The organism is Actinoplanes sp. ATCC 53533, assembly GCF_003947245.1.
The window spans coordinates 14,134-39,747 of sequence record NZ_QHHV01000198.1 but is presented as its reverse complement, the minus strand read 5'-3'; the positions used below and the strand labels follow the sequence as shown (position 1 = coordinate 39,747).

The following is a 25,614-nucleotide window of genomic DNA, read 5'->3' as shown; positions in this document are numbered from 1 at the left end:
GTGCCCTTCAGTACCCGGCGATGTCGGGCCAGTGCAGCTCGACGCCGTTGCCGGTGAGGCGGTCCTGGAATTCGGCCAGCAGGCCGGGGGTGTCCCGCACGGCCCGGGGCGGCACGCCCCGGGACAGGCAGAAGTCGGCGAGAAGGCCGGCGACCTCGCCGACGTTCCATTCGACGGGATGCAGGCGGTAGGAGCCGTTGGTGATGTGCGTGGTGCCGATGTTCTTCCCGGCGGGCAGCAGGTTCGTCACCCGCCGGGGAAGCAGCGCGCCGAGGGGAATCTCGAACGGGCACGCCGCGACGTCGATGTAGGTGTCGCCGCCGGTCGACGGGTGCAGATCGATCCGGTACATGCCGACGCCGACGGCGTCCGGGTAGCGCACCGCGCCCTTCTCGCCGCGCACGGCCAGCGAGAGGTCCTGCTCGACGACGGTGTACTCGGCCCGGATCCGCCGCGACTCCCGGATGTACGGAGCCTGGGCCAGCCCGTCGGCGCCCCCGGTGACGTCGCCGCGCAGGCGCAGCCCGGGGAAGCCGGTGCCGCCGTCCGGCCGCGGCGCCTCGGTCTGCAGCCAGTAGAAGACGGCCATCGACAGCTCGCGGGCCCGGCGGAACCCCGCGGCGGGGTCGGGCACGTCGATGACCGGGCTCTCGAAATAGTCGATCATCGGCCAGTTCACGATGGTGATGTCGCTGAGGTAGGCGCCGTCGGTGAACTGCCGCCGCGCGGCGATCCGCCGGAACGTCCACAGATTGCCGTCGCCGGGGCTGACCCGCTGATCGGCCCGCACCGTCAGGGGGTCGTCGTCCGGGTTCGGGGTGAAGCCGCGCTCGGCGACCTCCAGCGTGCGCGGGTTGGGCGTCCGCCAGGACAGCAGCGGCCCGGGCCAGAACTCCGGGGTGTACGAGCGCCAGAAGTCGTATCCGGGCGGCTTGTCGATGGTGCGGTCGCCGTCCAGGTGGTCGACCGCGAAGCAGACCGAGACGGCCTGCATGTTGCCCGGCTGGGCGGCGTCCGGCGAGCTCGGCTCACCGGTCTCGGCGCGCGACTCGAAGCCGGTGACGTATTCCGTGCCGGTCAGCGGCAGCAGGTCACCGGTCTCGGTGGCGTCCAGCACGTACGGCGCGCTCACCCAGATGTCGTCGGGGCCGGTCAGGTGCACCGCACGTACCCGATCGCCGTCCATCTCGGCCGCCACCGGCCGATAGGGCTGAAGCACCGTCAGGGCGCCGGAGCCCCGGTACGGGGCCAGCATGGCCTCGATCACCGCCACCGCGACGCGCGGCTCGTGGCAGAGCGGGCTCACCCAGCCGGCGCCCGGATTGAGATGCGGCGCCCGGGCGGCGCGCGCGGTCAGCGGATAGAACCGGCGGTAGTAGTCGCGGATGCCGTCGCGCAGGGCCCGGTAGCTCGCGGTCACCCCGAACTGCTCGACCCAGCTGTGCTCGTCCGGCGGCACTGCCTGGCTGGTCAGTTGCCCGCCGAGCCAGTCGAACTCCTCGGTCAGGATGACCGACCGGCCCATCCGCAGCGCACCGAGCGCCGCGGCGACGCCGCCCAGCCCGCCGCCGACGACCAGCACGTCGCACCGCATCTCCGTCAAGACCACTCCCTTGTTCGTCTTGGTCTGGCTCAGGTCCCTTGTTCGGCTTGGTCCGGCTCAGACCCTTGGTGCGGCGAGGGTTTCGCCGTCGACCGGCTCGCACGGCAGTAGTTCCTGGGCGGCGCGCCCGCTCCGCTCGCCGCCGATCAGGGCGGTCAGCAGCTCGGCGGCCAGCCGGCCCATCTCCTTGCGCGGGATGCGGTAGCCGGAGAAGTCGATGTCGGTGGGCGCGGGCCGGGTCGGGTCGCCCAGCGCGAGCAGCGACAGCTCGCCGGGGACGTCCATGCCCCGCTCCCGGGCCACGGCGGCCAGCGCGGCGGCGTCCGCGTATTCCTCGACGAGGGCGGCGGTGACCCCGTCGGCCACCAGCGCGTCGAGCAGCTCGGCCGGGGACCGCCCGGCCGTGGTCAGGTGCGCGGCAGGGAGGCCGAGTGTCCCGGTCGCGGCCGCGAAGCCACGGAACCGGTCGGCGTAGGACTCCGGTCCGGCGCCTTCCCCCACGTACGCGAGCCGCCGGTGCCCGAGCCCGGCGGCGCGCCGGACGACCGCGGCGGTGGCCGCCGGATAGGCGGCGCCGACCGACGGCACCGGGCCGCCGGCGTCGTCCCGGCGGCCGACCGAGACGAAGGAGTGTCCCTCGGTGACCAGCCGGGTCAGCTCGTCGCGGTCGAGCGACCGGCCGAGCAGGATGCAGCCGTCGGCCAGCCGGAACCGGTTGCCCTCGTGGAAGATCCGGCGGCGGCCGGCGGTGACCGGCGCGCTGGTCAGCAGCAGCAGGTCGCAGCCGAGCCGCTCGGCGCTCTCCTCGATGCCGAGCAGGAACGGGTGGTAGAAGTCGCCGCTGCCGGCCGGGAAGACCGGCTCGTAGGTGAAGACGCCGAGGATGCGGTTGTGCCGGTCGACGAGCCGTCGGGCGATCGGGTCGGCGACATAGCCGGTCTCCCGGATGGCGGCCAGCACCCGCTCGCGGGTCTCCGGTGCGATCCGGACGTCGCCGTCCGCCCGTCCGTTCAGGACCAGCGAGACCGTCGCCTGGCTCACGCCGGTCATCCGGGCGATGTCCTGCTGCGTGATCCTTCTCCGTGCGGCAGTCACTGCGCGTCACCCTCGGTTTCTCTGATAATGCGTATTAGTTTCGCCGAGATGAATGCTGCGACATCCGCACCGTCCGCGTCAAGACCGGAAAGTCGTGCTGATAATTCGTATTAGCGTCTTGACGGCCGCCGCCCGGGGACTGAGACTCATCGATCACAAGCGCGCCAACGCCCAGGTTACCCACCGCAACCATTGAGGAGGCGCCACCATGCACCGTCGTTCGCTCCTGCGCGGCGCGGTCGTGCTCGGCACGGCCACCGCCACGGGATCCCTCATGTCCCCGTCCGCGGCGCTGGCCGGCCCCGCCGGCTTCCCCGCCTACACCTACCTCGGCACGCCGTTCACCAAGTCGACGCTGCGCTACAACCCCACGAACGAGCTGATCTTCCCCTGCGTCCGCGGCGTCTACGACAAGCTCAGCAGCCCGCGCGGGCGCTACTACCTCTGGTACGCCCCGCACGACCCGCCGGGCGGCATCTGTCTGGCCTACGGCAACTCGCTCGGCGGCGCCTTCACCGAGCACCCGGCGAACCCGATCATCTCCCGCTCCTGGTCACCGCACTACTCGGTGAGTCACGTGTCGTCGCCGCACGTCATCTGGAACGCGCCGACCCGGCAGTTCCACCTCTACTTCCACGGCGAGAACACCACGACCCGGCTCGCCGTCTCGTCCGACGGCATCACCTTCACCTACCAGGGCGTGGTGCTGACGACCGCGATGGTGCCGAACACGACCGAGGTCTCGTACGCCCGGGTCTTCGAGCACGCCGTCCCGGGCCTGGGCAATCGCTTCGTGATGCTCTTCATGGGCTACCACACCGCGACGCCGGCCGGCCGCAAGATCTTCTGGGGCTGGTCCGGCGACGGCCGGAACTGGTCGTTCGACCCGCAGCCGCTGGTCTCCCCGGCCGGCGACGGGCAGACCGACCTCAGCGGCCCGCACCTGCTGAAGCGCAACGGCACGACCTACGTCGTCTATCACGGCGGCTCCGGCCGGATGTACCTGACCGAGGTCGGCAACGCCTTCAACCGCGAGGTCCACCTCGGCGTCTTCCACGCCCCGCTGAGCGGCGCGCCCGACAACGGCCGCTCGGCCGCGCCCGCCTTCGGCACCGACGGCGGCGTCTCGTACATGTTCTACGAGGCCGGCCAGCGCTCGTCGTCGACCATCGCGGTAGCCCGCGCGGTCTAGGTTTCGCAGCCGCCGTTGGAGATCGTGTCTGGAGCCGGCGGGTGTCGTCGGCGCGGGGTTGGGTGGGCTGCGGGGTTATCCACAGGCCTCTCATCCTGTCGTTTGTCTGTGCCAGATTGGTCGGGTGCTGGAACTGGTCTCCGAAGCCCGTCGTGCGGCTGCCGTGTGTGCGACAGCCCCGGCCTGGGCTGTCGCGGACGGGGATCTGGTCGGCTGCTTGGAGCAGGTCTGGGCGGCGGTGCAGCAGTTGACCGCGGTGACCGCGCATCTGGTCTGGCAGGCGCAGTCGCGGGGTGTGCCGCGGGCACACGCCGCGACCAGCACCCTGGTGTGGTTACGCCAGCGGTTGCGGGTCAGTCCCGGCGTCGCGGCCGGGCTGGTCGCCCTCGCGCGAGCGTTGCACGCGCGGCCGGTGCTGGACGACGCGGTCTGTGCGGGCGCGGTGTCCGCTGAGCAGGCCACGGCCATCGCGGCCATGATCACGGATTTCCCGGCTGATCTGGGGCGGGAGGTCACCGAGGAGGCCGAGGCCGCGCTGGTCGAGCAGGCGGGTGTTTTCGACTCGGTGAGTCTGGGCAGGCTGGGGGCGCGGATCCTGGCTCATGTCGCCCCGCAGGTCGCCGAGCGGCGGGAAGCGGATCGCCTGGACCGGGAGGAGGCCCGGGCGCGTTGCCGGCGGGGGTTCACCCTCAGCCCGCTGGGCAATGGTCAGGTCCGGTTGTCTGGTTTCCTCGACACGTCTGGTGCGGCCACGGTCACTGCCGCCCTGGATCCGTTGTGTCATCCCCGGCAGGACCCGGCCGGGTCGCGCACCCCGGCGCAGCGGCGGGCGGACGCGTTGGTGGATGTGTGCACGGGTGCGCTACGCGACGGCGCGGGCCTGCCCAGCCAGGGTGGTGACCCGGCACAGGTAGTCGTCACGGTCCCATTCACCACCCTGACCGACCAACTCTGGCCAGCCGAACGGCCCGCGAACGCCGAGCCACCCACGAACGCCGAGCCACCCACGAACGCCGAGCCACCCACGAACGCCGAGCCAGCCGCGAACGCCGAGCCACCCACGAACGCCGAGCCATCCGCGAAGGCCGAGCCGTCCACGAACGCCGAGCCAGCCGCGAAGGTCGAGCCAGCCGCCGCCAACACCACCACCAACGGCAGTCAGGCCCGTGGCCAGGCTCCCCGACCGAACACCCGCATCAGCACCGGCCCGCACGGTCAGGCCGGTGCCGCGTCGCATGGTCAGGCCGGTGCCGCGTCGCATGGTCAGGCCGGTGCCGCGTCGCATGGTCAGGCCGGTGCCGCGTCGCATGGTCAGGCCGGTGCCGCGTCGCATGGTCAGGCCGGTGCCGCGTCGCATGGTCAGGCCGGCGTCGCCTCGCATGGTCAGGCCGGTGCCGCCTCGCACGGTCAGGCCGGTGCCGCGTCGCATGGCCGGGCCAGTGCCGGCCCGCACGGTCAGGCCAGCGTCGGAAACAGGGTGGGTTGGCTGGACACCGGAGCCCCGATCAGCGCCGCCGAAGCCCGACGCTACGCCTGCGACGCCCACATCCTGCCCGCCGTCCTCGGCGGCGACAGCCAAGTCCTCGACCTCGGCCGGGCGCGACGACTGTTCACCGGCCCGCTACGCCGCGCACTGATCCTGCGCGACAACGGGTGTGTTTTCCCGCATTGCGATAGACCCGCGCGCTGGGCCGAAGGCCACCACCTCATCCCCTGGGCCGACGGCGGCACCACCAACCTGGCCAACGCCTGCCTCATCTGCCGCCGACACCACCGGCTCCTGCACAACAACAGCGGCTGGCAAGCCCGTCTCGGCCCCGACGGACACCCCGAATTCCTCCCACCAGCGACCATCGACCCCGAACGCCGCCCCCAGCGAAACACTTTCCACCGCCGCCAATAGCCACTCCAGCAGCCCACACCAACCATGATCACGAATGGCGGCGCTAGGCGCAGGTGAGTCTCGCGTCGGCCCAGTCGGCGTGGTCGAAGTTCTTGCCGTCGCCGCCGTCCGTCGTGCGCAACGTCAGCACCCGTACCCCCGTGACGTCCGCGGCGATCCGCGCGGCCGGGTCGGCGCTGCGCCGGATGCCGCTGGCCGCCAGCGCCCGGCCGTCGCCGAGCACCTGGAAGTCCACCGAGCCCGGCTGGGTCACCTCGTCGTCGATGCCGACCTCGGCCGTGAAGCCGGTGCAGGCCCCACCGAGCCAGAGCGTCACCTCGCCCGGCGCGTGCATGCCCAGGCCCTTCGGGTACGCGGTCCCGCGGATCGTCAACGGCCTGCCGTCGCCGTCGCCGGCCTCCCCGTTGGACCTGTCGCGCTCGACCGGTCCGTACCCGTTGGTCTCGGTCAGGAACGGCAGATCGCTCACCGCGACCGGCCCACCGGGGTTCGGCGGCGGCACCAGGGCGCGCACCGCCTGCTCGACGTGGACTCCGCGCCGGCCCGGCGTGTCCGGCGACCCCGGGTCGCCGGGGAAGGTGAACCCGGCGGCCACCGGCAGGTCCACGAAACCCGTGGCGGCGCCGGCCGCGGCGGTGATCTGCCAGCTGCCGCGCAGCGAGTCGCCGCCGCGCATGGTCGCATCCCGTACGGTCGCGCCCGCGACGCTCCAGCCCGCGGGCGGCACCGGGGCCAGCGTGACGCCGGTGATCGGCCCGCCGGCGGGCAACGTGAAGGTGGCCGACACGGTGACCGTCTCTCCCGGACGGACGGTCGCGGTGGCCGGGTCGACGGTCAGCGTCGTCGCCGGCACGTGCCGGATCGGCCGGTCGCAGGTCGCCGACCCGGTGTAGGCGCACAGCACGGTGACGAACCCGCCGTTGGCCTGCTCCGGGACCGCGAGGGTGTCGCCGCGGCGCACGATCCGGCTCTCCCGGACCAGCCCGTGGTCGCCGTCGCGCAGGGTCTCGGCGAGGTAGCGGCCGCCGCCCAGGAAGTCGAGCCCGGTGGTGAAGGTCTTCGCGGCGACCGCGGAGATGCCGCCCACGTACCAGCGATCGTCGTGCCGGCGGGCGAACACGGCCTCCTGGCCGGGGGTCCCGGCGAGCAGCCGGGTCTCGTCCCAGACCGTCGGCAGCTGGCTCAGCGTCCGCAGGGCCTCGGGATGCGCCTCGTAGGTCTCGGGCTTGTCGGCCGGATGCTGCCAGCCGGACTCGTAGACCAGCGCCAGCGCGACCTCGTGCGCGTCGGTGCTGTCCCGGTCGGTGACCGCCCATGTCACCGGCGTGTAGTCCATGCCGCCGACGACGTTGCGGGTGAACGGGAAGATCGTGTTCGTGGCGGCCCGGGTCCGGAAGTTCTCGGCGCCGCGGACCGCCTCCAGCGACATCACGTGCGGCCAGGTCCGTTGCAGGCCGCGCGGGATCGTGGCGCCGTGGAAGTTCACCATCAGGTGCCGCGCGGCGGTGGCGGCGAGGATGTCGTCGTACCACTGGAAGCGGGCCTGGGTGTCCGAGTCCATGAAGTCGACCTTGACGCCGGCGACACCCCAGGACCTGATCAGCGGCAGCGTGCTGTCGCGTTCCGCGGCGCTGTCCAGCGCCGTCCAGTGGAACCAGAGCAGCACGTCGACCCCGCGGGCCCGGGCGTAGCGGACCACCTCGGGCACCCAGCCGGCGCTCCAGCCCTCGTCGATCAGGACGTACGGCCAGCCGTTGCGGGCGGCGAAGTCGATGTACTGCCGCTGCCGTACCGGGTCGGCCGGGCTGCTGTGCTCCGACAGCCAGGACCACGCGGCCAGGCCGGGCCGCACCCACGAGGTGTCGGCGAGCTTCGCGGGCGGCGCGAGGTCGTCGACCAGCATCGAACCGGTCACGGTGGCGAGATCGCCGACGACGGCGGTACGCCAGGGAGTCGCCAGCCGCCCGGTCGCGACGATTCGCGGGTCGGCGAGCTTGATCTGGTACGCGCCGGAGCCGGCCGGGTGGGTGAGCCGGGCGCCGGAGTAGCGTCCGTCCACGTCGGACTCGGTGAGCAGCACGTAGGCCGTGCCGACCTGGAAGAGCGACGGGAAGCCGTAGTCGCCGGCGGCGGCCGCGCCGGCGGTCGTCTGCACGTGGGCGTTCTCGTAGTTCGGCGAATACGGCAGCAGCCACGCCGGTGAGCCGGGCGCCGGGGCGTACGACGAGGCCTCCCCGGTCACCGTGCCGCCGGCCGGCAGCACGTAGCGGTAGGCGGCTCCCTCCGCCGAGGCGCGGACGACGACGTCGAGCCGCGCGCCGCCGGAGCCGCTGAAGGCGAATGTGGACTCGGCGAGGGTGACGTCGCGGGCGAGTCGCTTGCCGGTGGTGCGGGTGTAGCGCTCGCGGACGGTGCGGTCGCTGCGCGACAGGAAGCTGAGTCCGGTGCTCAGATCGGCGGCGGTCGTGGTGATGCCGATCGGCGCGGGCGGGAGCACCACGCTGCCGCGCAGGTCGACGCCGAAGCTCAGGTGACCGGTCTCGTCGAGGGCGAGCCGGGCGGACACCGCCGCGCCGGGCCCGGTCACGGACCAGGAGTGTGGGTCCGCGGCAGCCGCGGCAGCGGCCGGGATCGTGGCGGCCATCAGCACGACACCGACCACAGTGGAGGACAACCGTCCGGGGCGCATCGGATCTCCCTCGTGCATATTTACGTGGGACGATGCCTACCCTAGTTGATCCGGCGGGCGGGGCCCGCCGGATCGGCCCTTCCCGTCAGGAGCAGCTGGTCTTGTAGAGGTACTTGGCCACCGCCGGGTCGTCGACGTTGTCCTTGGTGATCACGGTCGAGTCGGTGCCGATCTCCTTGGTCACCGGCTGGCCGCGGACCGCGGCGGCCGCCTGGGTGACGCCGTCCGCCCCGATCTGGCCGGGCTGCTGGGCGACCAGCGCCTGCACCACGCCGTCCTTGAGCTGGCCCACCTGGGTCGGCCCGGCGTCGAAGCCGACCAGCTTCACCTGACCGGCCTTGCCGGCGGCCTTGACCGCGTTGTTGGCGCCCTCGCTCTGGTCGGTGCTCAGCGCGAACACCCCGACCAGGTCGGGGTGCGCGGCGAGCTGGGCCGAGACGAGCTGGGAGATCTTCGCGACCCCGTTGGCGGTGAAGACGTTGCCGACGTACTTGATGTTCGGGTACGCCCGCAGCCCCTCCTCGAAGCCCTTCTGCCGGGCCTCGGCGGTGCTGACGCCGGGCTGGCCGCCCACCAGCAGCACGCTGCCCTTCTCGCCGACGAGCTTGGCGAGCGCGTCCGCGGCCGCCTTGCCGCCCTTGTAGTTGTCGCTGGCGATCGCGGAGGCGACGAAGCTCGTGTCGGCGAGCGTCGTGTCGACCAGCACCACCTTGATGCCTGCGCCGGTGGCCTGCTTGAGGGGCTGTACCAGGGCGTTGGAGTCGTTCGGCGCGATGAACAGGGCGTCGGGCCGGGCCGCGATGACCGAGTTCAGCAGCGGGATCTGCAGGCTGACGTCCCAGTTCTTGGCGCCCTGCACGGTCAGGTCGACGTTGTCCTTGGCGGCCTGCTCCTTGGCGCCGCAGGCCATGGTCTCGTAGAACGGGTCGCCGGCGACGCCCTCGATGAAGGTGACCTTGACTTTCTTCGTACCGGTGTCGGCGGACGTGCCGGACGCGCCCGAGCCGTCCGAGCCGCAGGCGGCCAGCGTGGTAGTGAGGCCGGCGAGTATGGCGAGGCAGACGGTCGCTCTTCTGGTCATCAGGAGCCCCTTTTCAGAGGATGGGCATGGGGAGTGAGCGTGGGTGGGTGGTAGGTCAGGCGGCGGGCCTAGCCGCGGGATTTGGCTCGTCGGCGCCGCTGGTCGACCATGACGACGGCGACCAGGGCGGTGCCGAGCGCGACCTGCTGCCAGAACGGTTCGAAGCCGAGGATGACGAAGCCGTCGGTGAGCACCGACGGGATGGCGACCCCGACCACCGTGCCCAGCACGGTGCCGACGCCGCCGCTGAGGCTGGTGCCGCCGATGACGACGGCGAGGATGGCCTGCAGCATGTCTGTCTGGTGGCCGTTGAGGGTGGTGGTCTGAAACCGGGCCAGGCTCACGAAGCCGGACAGCCCGGCGAGCACGCCGGAGAGGGCGTACACCTTGACGATGTGCCGGTTGACGTTGACGGCGGCACGCCGCACCGCCTCCTCGTTCGAGCCGATCGCCATCGTGTAGCGACCGAACCGGGTCTGCGACATCACGAACGCGCCGGCGCCGGCCACGACGAGCGCGAGCAGCACCGTGTACGGAATGCCGAAAAGGTCGCCGAAGCCGAGGGTGTTGGCCAGCGTGTCGGGCACCCCGTGCATGTCCTGGCCGCCGGCGAGGACGAAGGCGAGGCCGGTCGCCGCGGCGAAGGTGCCCAGCGTGGCGATCAGCGGTGAGATGCCGCCGCGGGTGGTGAGCAGCCCGTTGAGCAGGCCCCACAGCAGCCCGGCGACCAGCGCGGCGCCCAGCCCGGCCAGGCAGGTCAGCGGCCCGGTGCCGCCGATCGCGAGCATCACCTTGAGCCCGACCACGCCGGAGAAGACCAGCACCGAGCCCACCGACAGGTCGATGCCGGCGATCGTGATCACGAACGTCATGCCGACCGCGATGAGCAGGTAGCTGGACGCGTCCACGGCGATGCTCTTGGCGTTGAACAGGGAGACGAACTGCTCCGGCCGCAGCGCCGAGAAGAGCGCGATCAGGACCGCCAGGACGAGCACCGACCAGCTCTTCTGGGTGTGCCGCAAGGACTGGAGAATCCCGTACGGCCGGCGCGCCGGTGGATCGGCGGGGTCTTCGGCGGCCGGCGCCGGGTCGACAACGCCCGGGGCTGCCTCGCGCTCTGCCATCGCCCACCTCAATCCGTCTCGGATGTGACAGCGTTGTCACCGCCATGACCAGGGACGGTAACCCCGTGACTCGGTGAACGTCAACGACCACGACGGAAACGTTGCCGGCGTGGCCTCAGGCTTCGGGCTGTGGTGGGTGGGGTTGTGCTGGAGTTTGGCGGCGTGGCGCCTGGTTTCGGGTTGTGGTGGGTGGGGTTGTGCTGGAGTTTGGCGGCGTGGCGCCTGGTTTCGGGTTGTGGTGGGTGGGGTTGTGCTGGAGTTTGGCGGCGTGGCGCCCTGGTTTCGGGCTGTGGTGGGTGGGGTTGTGCTGGAGTTTGGCGGCGTGGCGCCTGGTTTCGGGCGTGTGGTGGGTGGGGTTGTGCTGGAGTTTCGCGGCGTGGCGTCCGGTTTCGGGCCGCGGCGAGTGCGCCGCGCCGGACCTTCGCGGCGTGGCGTCCGGTTTCAGGCTGTGGCGGGTGCGCCGCGCCGGACCTTCACCGCGTGGCCCCGGTTTCAGGCCGTGGGGGAGCGGACCGCGACGGCCGAGCCTGCCGTGTGCACCGCGTCGGCCACCTCGGGCGGCATCGGCGGCACGATCCGGGGCGCCGGCACACCGGCCAGCCGCAGCCCCACCTCGGCGAACAGCGAGTTGGCCCACGCGAACCACGGCCTGGTGAAGGTGGCCGGATCGTCGACGTGGAAGCTCTCGTGCATCTGGCCGGTGCCGGCGTCGGTGGCCAGCAGCGTCCGGAACAGCGCCGCCGCCTCCTCGCGCGAGCCGCTGGTCATCGCCTGGACGCACAGTGACATCGGCCAGACGTGGCCCGGCGGCGTGTGCGGGCTGCCGACGCCGCTGGCCGCCGAGCCCCGGTAGTGGTACGGGTTGGCGGCGCTGAGCACGGCCGCCCGGGTGCGCCGGTAGAGCGGGTCGTCGATGTCGCACCAGCCCAGGTACGGCAGCGACAACAGGCTGGGCACGTTCGCGTCGTCCATCAGGTTGGCGCCACCGAGGCCGTCCACCTCGTAGGCGTAGACCGGCCCGGCCCCGGTGTCGACGACCCCGTGCCGGGCGATGCCGCCGGCCACCTCGACGGCGAGGTCGAGGGCCCCCAGGCCCAGCTCGCCCGGCAACACGCCGCGCTCGGCGAGGTGCACCACGCTGTTGAGCGCGACGACCGCCATGGCGTTCGCCGGGACCAGGTAGCCGTACGTGCAGCGGTCGTCGCTGGGCCGGAAGCCGGACCAGGTCATCCCGGTGTGCGCGACCGGCGAGCCGAGCCCGCCCCGGTCGAGGGTGTCGCCCCGGAACGGTCCGGCCACCCGCTCGAACCGGTACGGCGAGGCCCGCTCGTGATCCTGCTCGACCCGCCACAGCTGGAGGATCAGCGCGGTCGCGGCGGCGAAGCGCTCGTCCAGGTGCGCCACGGACCCGCTGGCCGCCCAGAGCTCGTAACCGAACGACAGCACCGCGCAGAGGGAGTCGACCTCGTACTTGCGCTCCCACACCCCCGGCGCGGGCGGCGGCCGGTCGTGCGGGTCGGCGTGCGCCCCGGTGGGTCCGTCGTTGACGGCGTTGGCGTACGGGTCGGCCAGCACCGCGCCGGCCATGCGCCGGACCACCCCGCCGAGCACTCGCAGCACCTGCGGGTCGGCCACGCCGCTGAGGTACGGCCGCAGTTGCCCGACCGTGTCGCGGTGCCACATCGCCGGGATGTCCCCGGTGCTGACGAACGGTTCGTCGGGCCGGCCGCCCAGCGTGGTGGTCCAGGCACTGGCGAAGCACCGGCGCAGCACGGCGCCCGCGCCGAATTCCGGCTCCAGCCGGGCCGCGGCCCGGTCCACCACCGCGGCCAGGCCGGCGGGCAGGGCGTCCGGCGACACTAGATGACCTCCCGGGCCTGGTCGTTCGGGTGTTTGACAGCGCACGCTACCCCAGTACTGTCGGTTGCGACAGCGTTGTCATCCGCGGTGAGATCCAGGCCACCGCCGACCCGGAGGCGCGACATGAGTGACCACGCCGAAGCCCCGATCCTGCAACTCTCCGGCATCGCCAAGCACTACGGCACCGTGCGGGCGCTGCAGGGCGCCGCCCTTACCGTGCACCGCAACGAGGTCGTCGCGCTGGTCGGCGACAACGGCGCGGGCAAGAGCACGATGATCAAGGTGATCTCGGGGGTGATCCAGCCCGACGCCGGCCGGATCGCCGTCGACGGGGAGCCGACGACCTTCGCCAACCCGCTGGCGCCCCGCCGGCACGGCATCGAGACGGTCTACCAGGACCTGGCCCTCGCGCCGGATCTGGACCCGGCCGCCAACCTGTTCCTCGGCCGCGAGGTGCTCCGCGGCGGGCTGTTGGGCCGGCTGGGCATGCTGGACAAGCCCCGCATGCGGGCCGAGGCCGACGCGGCCTTCTCCCGGCTCGGCGTCGGCCTGCAGGACACCCGCAGCGAGGTCGGCACCATGTCCGGCGGCCAACGGCAGGGCATCGCGGTGGCCCGCGCGGTGCTGTGGGCCAGCCGCCTGGTGCTGATGGACGAGCCGACGGCCGCACTGGGCGTGGTGCAGACCTCCCGGGTGCGCGCGCTCATCGAGTCCGTACGGGAGCAGGGCGTGTCCGTGCTGCTGGTCAGTCATAATCTGCCCTTCGTCTTCGAGGTGGCCGACCGGATCGAGGTGTTGCGCCTCGGCCGGCGGGTCGCGGTCTACTCGCGGGCGGAAGCGACCGCCGAGCGGGTGCTCGGCGCCATGACCGGCGCGGTCGAGACGATGCCCGAGCCGTAGGCGGACGGGCACGACGGGGAGGAGGCGGGCGCATGGCCCGGCCGACGATGAGTCAGGTCGCGCAGCTGGCGGGCGTGGGCATGAAGACGGTGTCCCGGGTGGTCAACGGGGAGGGCCGGGTCAGCCGCGAGACGCGGGCGAAGGTCGAGGCGGCCATCGCCGCGACCGGCTACCGGCGCAACGAGGTGGCGCGCAGCATGCGCGCGATGCGTTCGGGGCAGAGCACCGACGACATCGGCCTGCTGCTCGGTGACCTCACCAACCCGTTCTTCGCCGCCGTCGCCCACGCGGTGATCGCGGTGGCCCGCAGCCGGGGCTACGCGGCCGTGCTGGCCAGCGCCGACGAGGACCCGCAGGGGGAGCGCGCCCTGATCGACGGTCTGCTCGGCCGGCAGGTCGCCGGGCTGCTCATCGTGCCGGGCGGCCGCGACTACGGCTATCTGCGGCCCGAGCTCGACCTCGGCACCTCGGTGGTCTTCGTCGACCGGCCCGGCGGCGGCCTCGACGCCGACGAGGTCGTGCTCGACAACGCGGCCGGCGCGCGGATGGCGGTGAGCCACCTGGTCGCGCACGGACACCGCCGGATCGGCGCGATCGTGGCGCCCAGCCTGTGGGCGACCGCGCAACGGCTACGCGGCTTCCGGGACGCGATGCGCGCCGAGGCCGGCGGCGTCGACGCCGGCCTGATCCGGCGGCTGACCACCGGCTCGGTCGACGAAGCCGAGCGGGCCGCGCGGGACCTGCTCGCGGTGCCCGACCCGCCGACCGCGGTGTTCACCACGACCGGCTTCATGACCCAGGGGCTGCTGCGCGCGCTCGGCCCGCGCCGCGACGTGGCCGTCGTCGGCTTCGACGACTTCCCCCTCGCCGACATGCTGCCGGTGCCGGTCACGGTGGTCGCCGGCGACCCGGGGGTGCTGGGTACGGTGGCCGCGCAGACGCTCTTCGCCCGGATCGACGGCTGGGCCGGGCCGCAGACCCGCCGGGTGGTCCGCCCGACGCTGGTGCCGCGGGGCAGCGGCGAGATCCGCCCGCCCGGGTTCTCCCGTCCGGCAGGGCGGTCTTGATCGCCTACCCGGGTTCTCCCGTCCGGCAGGGCGGTCTTGATCGCCCACCTGGGTCCTCCCGTCCGGCAGGGCGGTCTTGATCGCCTACCCGGATTCTCCCGTCCGGCAGGGCGGTCCTGACCGGCGAGGCGGTGTCATTCCGCCGCCTTGGCGTAGCGGCGGGCGAGGTCGGCGCAGGCGACCTTGAGCGCCGCGGGCCCGATGACCTCGATGTCGGCGTCGAAGCGGCCGAGCGCGGCGGCGAGGCCCGGCCACGACCAGGAGCCCTGGAGGAGTCTGCAGCGGTCGGCGCCCAGTTCCTCGACGAGCCCGTCGTGGGTGTGGGCGGCGACGGCGGCGGCGGGCAGGTCGAGGATGACCTCGCCGACGCAGGGCCAGGCGGCCGAGTCGGAGGAGCCCCGAAACCGGGCGGTGACGAAGGTGGCCACGTCCGCGGCGGGTAGGTGGCGCGGGGCGAAGCGCGGGCCGGTCGGGGTGCGCGGGGTGATGCGGTCGGCGCGGAAGATCCGCCAGTCGGCCCGGTCGAGATCCCAGGCGACGAGGTACCAGCGTCCTTTCCAGGTGACGAGGTGGTGGGGTTCCACCCGGCGTGGGGGTGCGTCCGTACCGGCGGCGGCCGGGGGGTAGTCGAAGCGGAGCACTTCGTGGGTGTGGACGGCGCCGCCGAGGGCGGTCAGCACGGTGCTGTCGAGCGGGGGTTCCCGGCGGGTGGTGGGCTGTTCGACGGCGGTGACCAGCAGGGTGTCGATGCGGTGGCGGAGCCGGCCGGGCATGACCTGCCGGATCGTGTTCAGCGCGCGGGCCGCGCCCTCTTGGATGCCGGCGCCCGAGGCGGTGGCGAGTTGGAGTGCGACGGCGATGGCGATGGCCTGGTCGTCATCGAACAGCAGCGGCGGCAGCTGGGCTCCGGCGTCGAGCCGGTATCCGCCGTCCGGCCCCTTGAAGGTCCGGATCGGATAGCCGAGCTCGCGCAGCCGGTCGACATCGCGCCGCACGGTGCGCGGGCTGACCTCCAGTCTTTCGGCCAGCAGGCCGCCGGGCCAGTCCCGGCGGGCCTGCAGCAGGGAGAGCAGCGACAGCAGCCGAGCCGAGGTCTTGGGCATGAATCCGATCTTCCCCGAAGTAGCGGCCACTCCCTGTCCGCTACCCCTGCGATCGTTCCCTCGTGCCGGTGAACAGCCGGCGGAGAACAGAAGGAGCAGCAATGAGCATCGACACCGTCGCCCACCTCAACCTGCGGGGCACCGCCCGGGCCGCGCTCGAGTTCTACCGGTCCGTGTTCGGGGGTGACGTCGTCGCGGTCAGCTACGCCGACGCCCACAACGTGGGGAATCCGGATGAGGCCGACCAGATCATGTGGGGCCAGGTGACCTCCCCGGAGGGCTTCCAGATCATGGCGTACGACGTGCCGTCGTCGCGACCGTGGAGCCGGGGCGACAGCCCGTTCTTCGTCTCGGTCCGCGGCGAGGACGCCGACGAGATCTCCGGCTACTGGAAGAAGCTCAGCGAGGGCTCGACCGTCCTGGTCGACCTCGGCCCGGCCGGCTGGGCGCCGCTGTACGGCATGCTCACCGACCCGTTCGGCATCACCTGGGTGCTCGACGTCCGGCCGGCGTGAGCCGGCGGCCCGGTGGAGGGGCCGCCGGCTAGGATCGGCGCTACCTGCGGGTCCATTGCTGGTTGGCGCTGCCGGTGCAGGTGCGTAGCTGCAGCTTCGTGCCATTGGTACGGCCGGCCGACGCGTCGAGGCACAGTCCCGACAGCACGCTGGTCAGCGTGCCGTTCGCGGTGAAGGACCACTGCTGGTTGGTCTGGCCGTTGCAGTCCCAGACGACGGTCCTGGTCCCGTCCGCGGTGCCCTTTCCGAACGCGTCGAGGCACTTGCCGTCGTGCAGCAACAGCGCTTGCTGCGAGGTGTAGGTCCACGCCTGGTTCCGGCCGCTGTGGCAGTCCCACAACTGGGCCTGCGAGCCGTTGTCGACGATGTCCGCGTTCAAGTCGACGCAGCGGCCGGACTCCCCGCCGACCACCTGGACCGTCGCGGCCGGGCTGCTCGCCGGCGTGGGACTGGCACTGGCGCTGGCGCTGGGGGCCGGCGTCGTGCCGGTGCCCTTGATCAGGAAGAGGTTGTCCGCGACGTTGTACTCCTTCGCCAGGTAGCTGCCCGGCGACGGGTTGGTGTGGTAGTAGTCGTCGTGGTTGCAGTCCAGCCGCATGTCGTGCGACTGTGCCGCGCACGGGAAGCGCAGCACGGTCTCGTTGGCGTCCTTGTAACACATGACGTCGTACTCGTCGACGCAGTGTCCCTGGTGTGAGGTGTTGGGGGCGTCGTAGTTGACCGCGCCCAGGTTGTGCCCCAGTTCGTGGGCCGCCACATCCGGATACTGCCAGCAGCCGTTGTCGACGCGGGAATAGCCGATGCCGTTGGACCGGTTGGCGTCCGACTTGGTGGTGTCGCCGAGGAACTCGCCGATGCCACAGTATTCATTGATGTCCACGAACATCAGGTACTTGCGGTCGGCGCGGTTGTAGCCGAGGCCGGCCACCGCGGCGCGGGCCTTGTCGAAGTCGCGGATCTCGGAGTCGGCGATCCGCACGTCCCGGACGACCGGGCGGCAGACCCCGTCGACCGTCTCGGTCACATATCGCACGTGCCGCACCCCACCGGTCTCCAGGGCGCTCTGGTAGTAGATGTCGTCCACCTGCTCGGCCCGTACCCGGAAGGTGTCCAGATATTTGGCGTACTGGCTGGTGGCGCCGTGCACGTAGAGGACTTCCACCCGCCGCCCGGAGACGCCGTCGCCCTCGCACACCGGCAGGCCGTCCGCAGCGGCAGCCGCGGCGGCCGCGGTCACCGGCGCGGCCGCGGCCTTCACCGACACGTCCCGCGGCGGCGCGTCCGGACCGTGGGTGCACGGCGCTTCCGCCGCGGTGCCGATCCGGTAGCCACCCACGCACGGACCTGTCTTGGCCACGGTCAGGCCGCGGTAGATCAGGCCCTTGCGCGGGTTGTCCTTGGGCACCCGGGCGAGCGGCCTGGCGTCGCGCCCGAACAATTTCACCGCGCTCGCGGCGGGCGCCTGGCTGCTGCCGGCCGCGGCGGAGTCGGCACCGGCGCCGGCGCCGGCGGCGGGGACGGCGACGCCGGCCTGGGCCGCTGCCTTCGGCTGCGCGGCGGGCGCGGTGCCGCAGGCGTACAGCGCGGAGATGACGGCGAGCGAGGCGGCAGCCGCGAGCAACGCCGATCGATGGTGAGGAGTCACCGGAACCCATCTGTTCGTCAGTGGACGCGCCCGGACAAAACTCCAGGTCAACGCGAGTGAGCAGCGCGGAAGATATCGATGACTGACGTTCTCCGTCAAACCGCCGGACGCGATCTATAAAAGATTTAACCTTCAATGACGGCGTGAGAGTGGCGGGTGGACAGTCCGTGATCAAGGTCGTCGGCGCCGCCGGTGAGCGCGACAGTCGCCGCGCATCCGGCCGGGGCTGTCGCCCGTTGATCCGGGCAGAATCAACGCCTTCCGGATGAACCCGCGTTCCCGACCAGCGAAGACGGAGCATCGACCATGCGCAAGATCATTATCGTGGGCGCCGGCCAGGCCGGGCTCCAGCTCGGCATCGGCCTCATCGACGCCGGCTACGACGTGACCATCGTGTCCAACCGCACCGCCGAGCAGATCCGCCACGGCAGGGTGATGTCGAGCCAGTGCATGTTCGGCGGCGCGCTCGCCCGCGAGCGCACCCTCGGGCTCAATCTCTGGGACGGCGAGTGCCCGCCGGTCGCGGGGGTCTCGTTCACTGTGCCCGACGGCGCCGGCGGCAAGGCCTTCTCCTGGGCGTCGCGCCTGGACCTGCCGGCCCAGTCGGTGGACCAGCGGGTCAAGATACCCGCGTGGATGACCGAGTTCGAGAGCCGCGGCGGCAAGATCGAGGCCGCCGACGCGGGAGTCGACGACCTCGAGGCGTACGCCCGGGAGGGTGACCTGGTCATCGTCGCTGCCGGCAAGGGGGACATCGCCGGGCTCTTCGCCCGGGACGAAGCCCGCTCCACGTACGACAAACCCCAGCGCGCGCTGGCCCTGACGTACGTGCACTGCCTGGCGCCCCGGGAGGGGTACGCGGCGGTGTCGTTCAATCTCATCCCCGGCGTCGGCGAGTATTTCGTCTTCCCCGCCCTGACCACGTCCGGCCCGTGCGAGATCATGGTGTTCGAGGGCGTCCCCGGCGGGCCGATGGACTGCTGGGGCGACGTTCGCACCCCGGCCGACCACCTGAGCAGGTCGAAGGAGCTGCTCGAGCGGTTCCTGCCGTGGGAGGCCGCCCGCGCCGGCGACATCAGCCTCACCGACGACAACGGCACCCTCGCCGGCCGCTTCCCGCCCACCGTCCGCAAGCCCGTCGGCGTCCTGCCGTCCGGCGCCGTCGTCCTCGGCCTGGCCGACGTGGTGGTGCTCAACGACCCGATCACCGGGCAGGGCTCCAACAGCGCCGGCAAGTGCGCCGCCTCGTATCTCGGCAGCATCCTCGAGCATCGCGACGCACCCTTCGACGCCGCGTTCATGCAGGCCACCTTCGACCGCTACTGGGACTACGCGCGCTACGTGACCGGGTGGACCAACGCGCTGCTGGCGCCGCCGCCCCCACACGTGCTCGACCTGCTCGGCGCCGCCGGGGGCAACCCGCGTATCGCCCGCCGTTTCGCGAACGGCTTCGACGAGCCGCGCGACTTCTACCACTGGTTCATGGACCCGGACCGGGCTGCCGCGTACCTGGCCGAGGTCACCGTCTGAGCCGGGCGGGCGTCTCCTGGGTCGGGCTGTCGTGTGTCTGGCCGAGGTTGCTGTGTGAGCTGGGTGGGTGTCTTCGGGGTCGGGCTGTCGTGTGTCTGGCCGAGGTTGCTGTGTGAGCTGGGTGGGTGTCTTCGGGGTCGGGCTGTCGCGTGTCTGGCCGAGGTTGCCGCCTGAGCCCGGCGGGCGTCCCCGGGGCCGGGGCTCCGGGTGGCGCCGGGTTGCCAACCCCATACCGAGTATGCATACTCGGTAGCCATGTCGGTTCGACACGGTCTCAACCTGCTGCCCTGCCTTACCGCGGCGGAGAACGGGGCGCTGCCGCTGGAGCTCGACGGCATGCGAATGCGCCGGGCCCGGTGGTTGGCGCAGGAGACGCTGGGCGAGGCGGACCTGGACGGTTATGGCGCGTGCTTCCCCGGCGGTGCCGGATGACCGGCTGGCGGGCCGCGCTGCGGGTGGCGCGGCGCGAGGCGCGGCGGGCCCGGGGGCGCTCGGCGCTGGTCATCGCGATGATCGCGCTGCCGGTGGCGGCCATGGCGTTCACGTCCGTCACGTACGACACCTTCACGCTGCGCCCCGGCGAGGAGGCTGACCGGCTCATGGGCGCCGGACAGGCCGCGATGCGGTGGCCGCAGGAAGACCCGCTGTATCAGGACCCGGCCGAGCTTTCCTATCTCTCCGCACCGCGGGCGGCGGCTGCCGTGCCGGAGACCGTACCGACGCTGTCGCGGCTGCTGGCGTTGCTGCCACCGGGCAGCCGGGCGATCAGCGACCACCCGGGCCGGCTGACCGTGCACACCGCGACCGGTATCGGTGTCGTCGCGACCCGGGCCCTGGACTACGCCGATCCGTTGGCGCGCGGCATCCTGCGTCCGGTTGCCGGGCGCCCGCCCGCAGCCGCCGACGAGGTCGCCCTGACCCCGGCAGCCACCGCGCGGTTGGGCACGCGGCTCGGCGGCACCGTGCGCCCGGCCGACGGCAGCCGCACCCTGCGCGTGGTGGGCCTGGTGGAGGACCCGACCGACATCCGGGCGACGGCGATCGTCGTGCGCCCCGGCGGCCCGCCCGCCGACCCGCGTGCGGTGACCTGGCTGGTCGCCACGCCCGGCCCGCTCACCTGGCCCGACGTCAAGCGGCTCAACACGCGCGGGGTGGTCGCGGTCTCCCGGCACGTGCTCGCGCACCCACCGGGCGTGGACGAGCGATACCCGGAGTTCCGGCAGGAGGCGGGTGTGTCGGAGACCGGTCTGCTGATGCTGATCGCCGGGCTGGCAGCCCTGGAGATCGTCCTGCTGGCCGGGCCGGCGTTCGCGGTCAGTGCCCGGCGCCGCAGCCGCGACCTCGCGCTGGTCGCCGCCGTCGGCGGCACCCCGGCACAGGTCCGCCGGATCGTGCTCGCCGACGGTGTCGTGCTCGGCGCGGTCGCGGCCGGCGCCGGCGTCCTGCTGGGCGTCGCCGTGGCCGCCGGCGTCCGCCCCGGGCTGGAGGAACACCTCACCCATGTGAGGTCGGGCCCGTTGCGGGTCTTCCCGCTGGCGTTGGCGGTGCTCGCGGGGCTGGCGGTGGTGACCGGGGTGCTGGCCGCGCTGGTGCCCGCCTGGATCTCCGCCCGCCAGGACGTCGTGGCCGCGCTGGCCGGACGGCGTGGGATCACCCGGTCGCGGCGGCGATGGGTGGTGCTCGGCACGGCACTCGGCGCGGTGGGCGTGGCCGTCGCCGCCGTCGGTGCCTGGCGGGTCGACGCGCCGCTCGTCCTCGCCGGGCTGGTCCTCGCCGAGCTCGGGCTGGTGCTGTGCACGCCGGCCATCGTGGGCCTGGTGACCCGGCTCGGCCGCTTCCTGCCGCTGGCCCCGCGCATCGCGCTCCGGGACACGTCCCGCAACCGCACTGCCGCGGCCCCGGCGATCTCCGCCGTGATAGCCGCGGTCATCCCCACCCTCGCCGTCGGGATGGTGCTCACCGCGAGCGACGCGCGCGCCCGGGCGGACTACCGGCCGCTGGGACGGGTCGGCGACGTGTTCGTGTCCGCCGCCGACCCCGGGCAGAAGACGCGGCCGGGCGGCTCGTTCGCGACGCCGCCCGAGGTGTCGTCGGCACTGCGCAGCACCCTGCCGGTGGCGCGGATCCACCAGATCGGCGAAGCGACCTGCGCCACCCAGGAGTGCCTCGTGGTCGCGCGGACACCACCCGAGCGCCGCTGCCCGTATGCGAACCTCGGCCGGGGGCGCGATCCGACCGCCGCCGAGCAGCGTGCCGCCCGCCGCGACGCCCGGTGTGACGGCGTCGGCAATCGGTACGACTACTTCGGCGGAGCGCTCAGTTCCGACGTCGGCATGACCCTCGTCCTCGACCCCGAGGCGGTGGGCGCGCTCGTCGACATCCCGGCGGAGGAGGCCACGCGGGTGGCCACCGCGATGCGTGCCGGAGCCGTCGTCGTCGACGACCCGCGCCTGCTGGACAACGGCCGGGCGACGATGGAGGTGCGCGCCGATCCCTCCGGCGAGGTGATCCGCACCGTCACGGCACCGGGCATCGCGTTCGCGCAGCCGCCGCGGGCGCCGCTGGCCCTGCTCAGCCCGGACACCGCACGGTCGCTGGGCCTGTCCGGCAGCACCCTGGTGACGCTGGCCACCACCAACCGCGTGCCGACGGTCGCCGAGCAGGACCGGCTGCGGGCCGCGCTCGGCAACGGGTACGACGTGGTGGTCGAGCGCCGCCCGCAGCCAGACCGCGCGTCGTTGCTGGTGCTCGCCATCGTGGCCGGTGTGATCACCCTCGGCGCCGCCGCGATCGCGACCGGGCTGGCCGCCGCGGACGGCCGCGCGGATCTCGCCATGCTGGCCGCCGTGGGCGCGTCCCCGTGGGTCCGCCGGGCTTTGTCGCTCAGCCAGGCCGGCCTGATCGCCGGACTCGGCTCGGTACTCGGCGCGATCGCGGGCCTCGGCGCCGCGACGGCGGTGCTGGCGGCCGACAACCGGAACCTCGACGACGTCTGGCCGGTTCCCACGCCGTACCCGATCGCGGTGCCCTGGCTCAATGTCACCATCGCGCTGCTGGTGGTGCCGGTGGTGGCGATGCTCGGCGCCGGCCTGCTCACCCGCTCCCGGCTGCCGATCGAGCGGCGACCATAGGCCAGCGGGCGACGGATAGGCCGCGGTTGCCCGCCGGAGGCGGGGGCAGCGATCAGTGTGCCCAGAGGTCGTCTGGCAGGGTTTGGGCGTCGGTTGCGGATCGTTTGAGATGGTCCGCGTTGGGTGGCAGCGTGGTTTGCCGGAGGTGGGGGCAGCGATCAGTGTGCCCAGAAGTTGTCTGGCAGGGCCTGGACGTCGGTCGCGGATCGTTCGAGAAGGTCCGCGATGGGGAGCAGTGCGGTCGCCGCGGCGTCCCCGGCGTCGGCCATGCTGCGGATGACATCGGCCTGCCGCCGGGCCCGCTGCGGCACCACGGCGGCGAACGCACGCCGGTCGCCGTCGTAGCCGTACGCGTCAAGCAGAAGATGCAGGCGGCGGGACCGCTCCCGCAGGTCGTGGTCGCTTGCCGGTGTGCCGTCGCGCGGAGACGCGAGTGGCACCCAGGTCAGCGCGGAGAAGGCCAGATCCCAATCCCGCGAAGACGGGCCGGCGATGTCCCAGTCGCAGAAGCCGACCAGCCGGTCGCCGTCCACCACCGCGTTGTAGGGAGCCGCGTCCTGGTGCCCGACGATCAGCCCGGGCCCGGTCGCGCCGCCGATGAACCAGCGCTGGTCCGCGGGCGGCGTGAAGCCGGCTGTCAGATCATGGACCCGTCGCAGCCACCGGCCGACCTGGGCCAGCATCGGGTCGGTCGATGCCCAGCCGGGCCAGGGATCCCGGTCGCCGATCGTCTCTCCCGGCAGATAGGTGAGCATCTCGCGGCCCTGCCCGTCGAAGCCGAGCGCGCGGGGAGCGGCGTCGAAGCCGCCATCCGCCAGATGCCGTAACAAGGCGTGCACCGTCGCCGTCCACGGCTGGGCCGGCTTGTGGACGACACCGTCGATCAGCACGGCGCCGGTGGTGTTACCGCCGGGCAGGGTCACTTCGCGCATCCACTTTGTGTACCGGGCCTCGCGCGGCAGCGACACCGGATTACCGCGAGCCGTCGGCTATCCGACCGACCCGCGCGGAGCAGCGTTCGGGCACCGGCGCCGACACCGACACCGGCACTGGCACGGCGACCGTGACGCCGCAGTTCGTGGAGCCGGCTGGCGCCGGCACTGGCACTGGCGCCGACACCGGCACTGGCGCCGACACCGGCACTGGCACTGGCGCCGACACCGGGCACTGGCACTGGCACCGGCACTGGCACTGGCACTGGCGCCGACACCGGCACTGGCACTGGCGCCGACACCCGACGCCGACGCCGCCGGCACCGCCGAGGCGGTGTGCCGACACGGCCGCCGCAGCCGGGGTCAGGATCCGGCGGGCGCGGGCCGGCGGGCACGCCGGGTGATCAGGCGCCGGACCTGTTCCTCGTGGTTGAAGCGGAAGGTCGAGCAGCGCGAGTCGCGCAGCCGCCCGTCCATCGCGTGGTAGGCGCAGCCGCCCATGCAGACCGGCAGCGCCGGGCAGGCTCGGCACTCGGCGTCGGCGAACGGGTCGTAGGTCAGCCACTTCATCAGGCGGTCGCCGGCCTGCGGCCAGTTCAGCAGGTTGCCGACGACCTCCGACCCGTCGCCGACGGTCTCGGTGCACTTGTAGAGCTCGCCCCGGGAGCCGACCACCAGTTCGTTGTCCCGGACCGCCGTGCACGGCGCGCCCACCGGTCCGGGCGGGCCGGGTGTGGCGAAGCCCAGGTCGGCGGCCACGTCGAAGAAGCGTTGCTCGGCCGCGGCGTACTCGGCACGGGGCAGGCAGGCGGCGCGGTATCGCGCGCTCGGCGCGCGCGTGTTGCCGGCCGGTGTCACGACATGTCCGGGATGGACGCCGACCCGGCCGGCCAGGCCGTTCGCCGCCAGGATCGCCAGCAGCCGGGGTGCCTGGCCGACGTTCTCGGCGTCCAGGTTGACCCGGACGGACACATCGAGGAGGTCGGCGACCGCCGTGACGTTCTCGAGCAGGGTGGCGAAGGTGCCCCGGCCGCCGGCCAGCGGCCGCCGCCGGTCGTGCACCTCGGGCGGGCCGTCGATGGTCACCTGCGCGGCGGTGACGCCCCGGCCGCGCAGTTGCCGCGCGACCGGCTCGGTGAGCAGATAGCCGTTGGTGATGATCGCGGCCGTGTAGCTCGCGCCGGCCCCGGCGGCGCGGGCCAGCAACTCGTCGGAGAGCCCGAGCAGGGCGGTCAAGCCGACCAGTGGCTCGCCGCCGTACCAGAGCACGGACAACGCGCGGACCGTCCGGAGCTTGACGTCGACGAGGCGCAGCAGCCGCTCCTGGACCGCGTCGTCGAGCAGCGACGGGTGCTTGGCCTCGAAGCAGTACGGGCAGTCGAAGTTACAGCCCAGGCTCGTCACGACGGTCAGGTGGAAGCGGTCGGCGTTGCGCCGGGTCAGCGCGTAGCGCCGGCGCAACAGGGACAGCTCGTCGAACCCGTCCGCGACGATCATCTGGCCGTCGACCAGGGCGTGCAGCAGCGCGGGATCCGCCGGTGCGGCGTCGTCGCCGGCCAGGAACCGGACGATCGGCTCGCGCTGCGCGGTGGGCACGGCGGCGACCTTGCCGGAGAAACCGTTGTACACATACGACTGGGTGCCGTCGTCGACCCAGATGTTGTAGCGGGACTCCCTCACTTGAGCCGCCGCTCGACCTCGGCGTAAGCGTTGGGGCCCCAGACCAGGACGATCTCGCGCGGCGATGGCATCTCGCCCGCCACCGGGAGAAGGGCCGGACCGGCCTGGTAGATCGGTCCGCAGATCGACATGATGCCCGCGGGGACGACTGCGCTTGCCGTTGCCGCACTGGCCTTGTCATCCGCCGCTCGCTCCACCTCTGTGCGTACGGCGGCGGGCGGTGTCGTCCCCGCGGGCTTTGGGCTTTCGGGGGAGGGCGCTGCTGCGGGTGACGCCCCGGCAGCGGGTCCGGGATTCGTCGCGAAGCCCAAGCCGTCGCCCTTCGGCGCGATGGTTGTCCCGGAGCTCCCGGTCGACGGCGAGCCTCCCGGGCCGTCGCCGGAGGGCTGGGCGCGGCCGGCGGTGAAGCCGTCGGCGTACGCGATGAGCAGCTCGGCGGCCTGGCGAAACGCCTCGGAATAATATTTCTGGGGCTCGCCGTCGATGCGGATCATGAATAGTCGGGGCTTCCCGGAACCATCAGTCATGAGCGATCACTCCCGCATTTGAATTGATCTAACTGAT

The 25,614-nt window shown here is 72.6% G+C and carries 19 protein-coding genes; 8 read left to right on the top strand and 11 right to left on the bottom strand.

All coding sequences use genetic code 11. From position 1 onward, the window contains the following. Window positions 1-7: 7 nt before the first annotated feature. On the bottom strand, window positions 8-1,594 hold the full coding sequence (locus tag DMB66_RS46395) for an FAD-dependent oxidoreductase (RefSeq protein WP_125810527.1): 1,587 nt from the start codon (window positions 1,592-1,594) through the stop codon (window positions 8-10). 66 nt (window positions 1,595-1,660) lie between these two features. Further along, entirely contained in the window at window positions 1,661-2,698 is a 1,038-nt protein-coding gene (locus DMB66_RS46390) for a LacI family DNA-binding transcriptional regulator (RefSeq protein WP_125810496.1), read from the bottom strand. A 208-nt stretch (window positions 2,699-2,906) separates the two neighbouring features. Between DMB66_RS46390 and DMB66_RS46385 the strand changes: the two genes are divergently transcribed. Together DMB66_RS46385 and DMB66_RS66280 are read left to right on the top strand one after the other, a co-directional pair. Beyond that, entirely contained in the window at window positions 2,907-3,890 is a 984-nt protein-coding gene (locus DMB66_RS46385) for a hypothetical protein (protein ID WP_125810495.1), read from the top strand. 124 nt (window positions 3,891-4,014) lie between these two features. Next, entirely contained in the window at window positions 4,015-5,793 is a 1,779-nt protein-coding gene (locus DMB66_RS66280; RefSeq protein WP_125810494.1) for an HNH endonuclease, read from the top strand. A 43-nt stretch (window positions 5,794-5,836) separates the two neighbouring features. Here DMB66_RS66280 and DMB66_RS46375 read toward each other — a convergent pair whose 3' ends face one another. The 4 genes from DMB66_RS46375 to DMB66_RS46360 all read right to left on the bottom strand — a co-directional run bounded on the left by DMB66_RS46375 (window position 5,837) and on the right by DMB66_RS46360 (window position 12,547). Further along, the gene (locus DMB66_RS46375; RefSeq protein ID WP_125810493.1) at window positions 5,837-8,482 is read right to left on the bottom strand and encodes a glycoside hydrolase family 97 catalytic domain-containing protein; all 2,646 of its coding nucleotides are present in this window, start codon (window positions 8,480-8,482) and stop codon (window positions 5,837-5,839) included. A gap of 85 nt (window positions 8,483-8,567) precedes the next feature. Beyond that, complete coding sequence (locus DMB66_RS46370; RefSeq protein ID WP_199753024.1) at window positions 8,568-9,563, bottom strand: ABC transporter substrate-binding protein; 996 nt, start codon at window positions 9,561-9,563, stop codon at window positions 8,568-8,570. A 68-nt stretch (window positions 9,564-9,631) separates the two neighbouring features. Beyond that, window positions 9,632-10,687, bottom strand: coding sequence for an ABC transporter permease (locus DMB66_RS46365; protein ID WP_125810492.1), 1,056 nt, complete (start codon window positions 10,685-10,687; stop codon window positions 9,632-9,634). Window positions 10,688-11,179: 492 nt separating this feature from the next. Continuing rightward, on the bottom strand, window positions 11,180-12,547 hold the full coding sequence (locus DMB66_RS46360; protein ID WP_199753023.1) for a glycoside hydrolase family 125 protein: 1,368 nt from the start codon (window positions 12,545-12,547) through the stop codon (window positions 11,180-11,182). A gap of 123 nt (window positions 12,548-12,670) precedes the next feature. On the opposite strand from DMB66_RS46360, the gene DMB66_RS46355 reads away from it, so the two are divergent. Then, on the top strand, window positions 12,671-13,447 hold the full coding sequence (locus tag DMB66_RS46355; RefSeq protein WP_125810490.1) for an ATP-binding cassette domain-containing protein: 777 nt from the start codon (window positions 12,671-12,673) through the stop codon (window positions 13,445-13,447). A gap of 32 nt (window positions 13,448-13,479) precedes the next feature. Further along, the gene (locus DMB66_RS46350) at window positions 13,480-14,514 is read left to right on the top strand and encodes a LacI family DNA-binding transcriptional regulator (RefSeq protein ID WP_199753022.1); all 1,035 of its coding nucleotides are present in this window, start codon (window positions 13,480-13,482) and stop codon (window positions 14,512-14,514) included. A gap of 134 nt (window positions 14,515-14,648) precedes the next feature. Here the strand turns inward: DMB66_RS46350 and DMB66_RS46345 are convergent, their stop codons facing one another. Then, window positions 14,649-15,617 (bottom strand): YafY family protein, encoded by a 969-nt coding sequence (locus DMB66_RS46345; RefSeq protein ID WP_125810489.1) that lies wholly within the window; start codon window positions 15,615-15,617, stop codon window positions 14,649-14,651. A gap of 101 nt (window positions 15,618-15,718) precedes the next feature. On the opposite strand from DMB66_RS46345, the gene DMB66_RS46340 reads away from it, so the two are divergent. Beyond that, window positions 15,719-16,132: a VOC family protein gene (locus tag DMB66_RS46340; protein WP_125810488.1), complete on the top strand. Its 414-nt coding sequence runs from the start codon at window positions 15,719-15,721 to the stop codon at window positions 16,130-16,132. 40 nt (window positions 16,133-16,172) lie between these two features. Here the strand turns inward: DMB66_RS46340 and DMB66_RS64640 are convergent, their stop codons facing one another. After that, the gene (locus tag DMB66_RS64640) at window positions 16,173-17,777 is read right to left on the bottom strand and encodes a ricin-type beta-trefoil lectin domain protein (protein ID WP_233625327.1); all 1,605 of its coding nucleotides are present in this window, start codon (window positions 17,775-17,777) and stop codon (window positions 16,173-16,175) included. A gap of 306 nt (window positions 17,778-18,083) precedes the next feature. On the opposite strand from DMB66_RS64640, the gene DMB66_RS46330 reads away from it, so the two are divergent. The 3 genes from DMB66_RS46330 to DMB66_RS46320 all read left to right on the top strand — a co-directional run bounded on the left by DMB66_RS46330 (window position 18,084) and on the right by DMB66_RS46320 (window position 22,438). Then, window positions 18,084-19,307 (top strand): styrene monooxygenase/indole monooxygenase family protein, encoded by a 1,224-nt coding sequence (locus tag DMB66_RS46330; protein ID WP_125810487.1) that lies wholly within the window; start codon window positions 18,084-18,086, stop codon window positions 19,305-19,307. 255 nt (window positions 19,308-19,562) lie between these two features. Beyond that, window positions 19,563-19,739 (top strand): hypothetical protein, encoded by a 177-nt coding sequence (locus DMB66_RS64635; RefSeq protein ID WP_233625326.1) that lies wholly within the window; start codon window positions 19,563-19,565, stop codon window positions 19,737-19,739. Continuing rightward, a complete protein-coding gene (locus DMB66_RS46320; protein WP_125810486.1) occupies window positions 19,736-22,438 on the top strand; it encodes an ABC transporter permease in 2,703 nt (900 codons plus the stop codon). The genes DMB66_RS64635 and DMB66_RS46320 overlap by 4 nt, the downstream gene beginning before the upstream one ends. Before the next feature lie 158 nt (window positions 22,439-22,596). On the opposite strand, the gene DMB66_RS46315 is transcribed toward DMB66_RS46320, so the two are convergent. The 3 genes from DMB66_RS46315 to DMB66_RS46305 form a co-directional block, all read right to left on the bottom strand. Then, a complete protein-coding gene (locus DMB66_RS46315; protein WP_125810485.1) occupies window positions 22,597-23,370 on the bottom strand; it encodes an aminoglycoside phosphotransferase family protein in 774 nt (257 codons plus the stop codon). A gap of 363 nt (window positions 23,371-23,733) precedes the next feature. After that, window positions 23,734-25,050 (bottom strand): radical SAM/SPASM domain-containing protein, encoded by a 1,317-nt coding sequence (locus DMB66_RS46310; RefSeq protein ID WP_125810484.1) that lies wholly within the window; start codon window positions 25,048-25,050, stop codon window positions 23,734-23,736. Next, on the bottom strand, window positions 25,047-25,544 hold the full coding sequence (locus tag DMB66_RS46305; RefSeq protein WP_125810483.1) for a hypothetical protein: 498 nt from the start codon (window positions 25,542-25,544) through the stop codon (window positions 25,047-25,049). The genes DMB66_RS46310 and DMB66_RS46305 overlap by 4 nt, the downstream gene beginning before the upstream one ends. Between the last annotated feature and the right edge of the window lie 70 nt (window positions 25,545-25,614).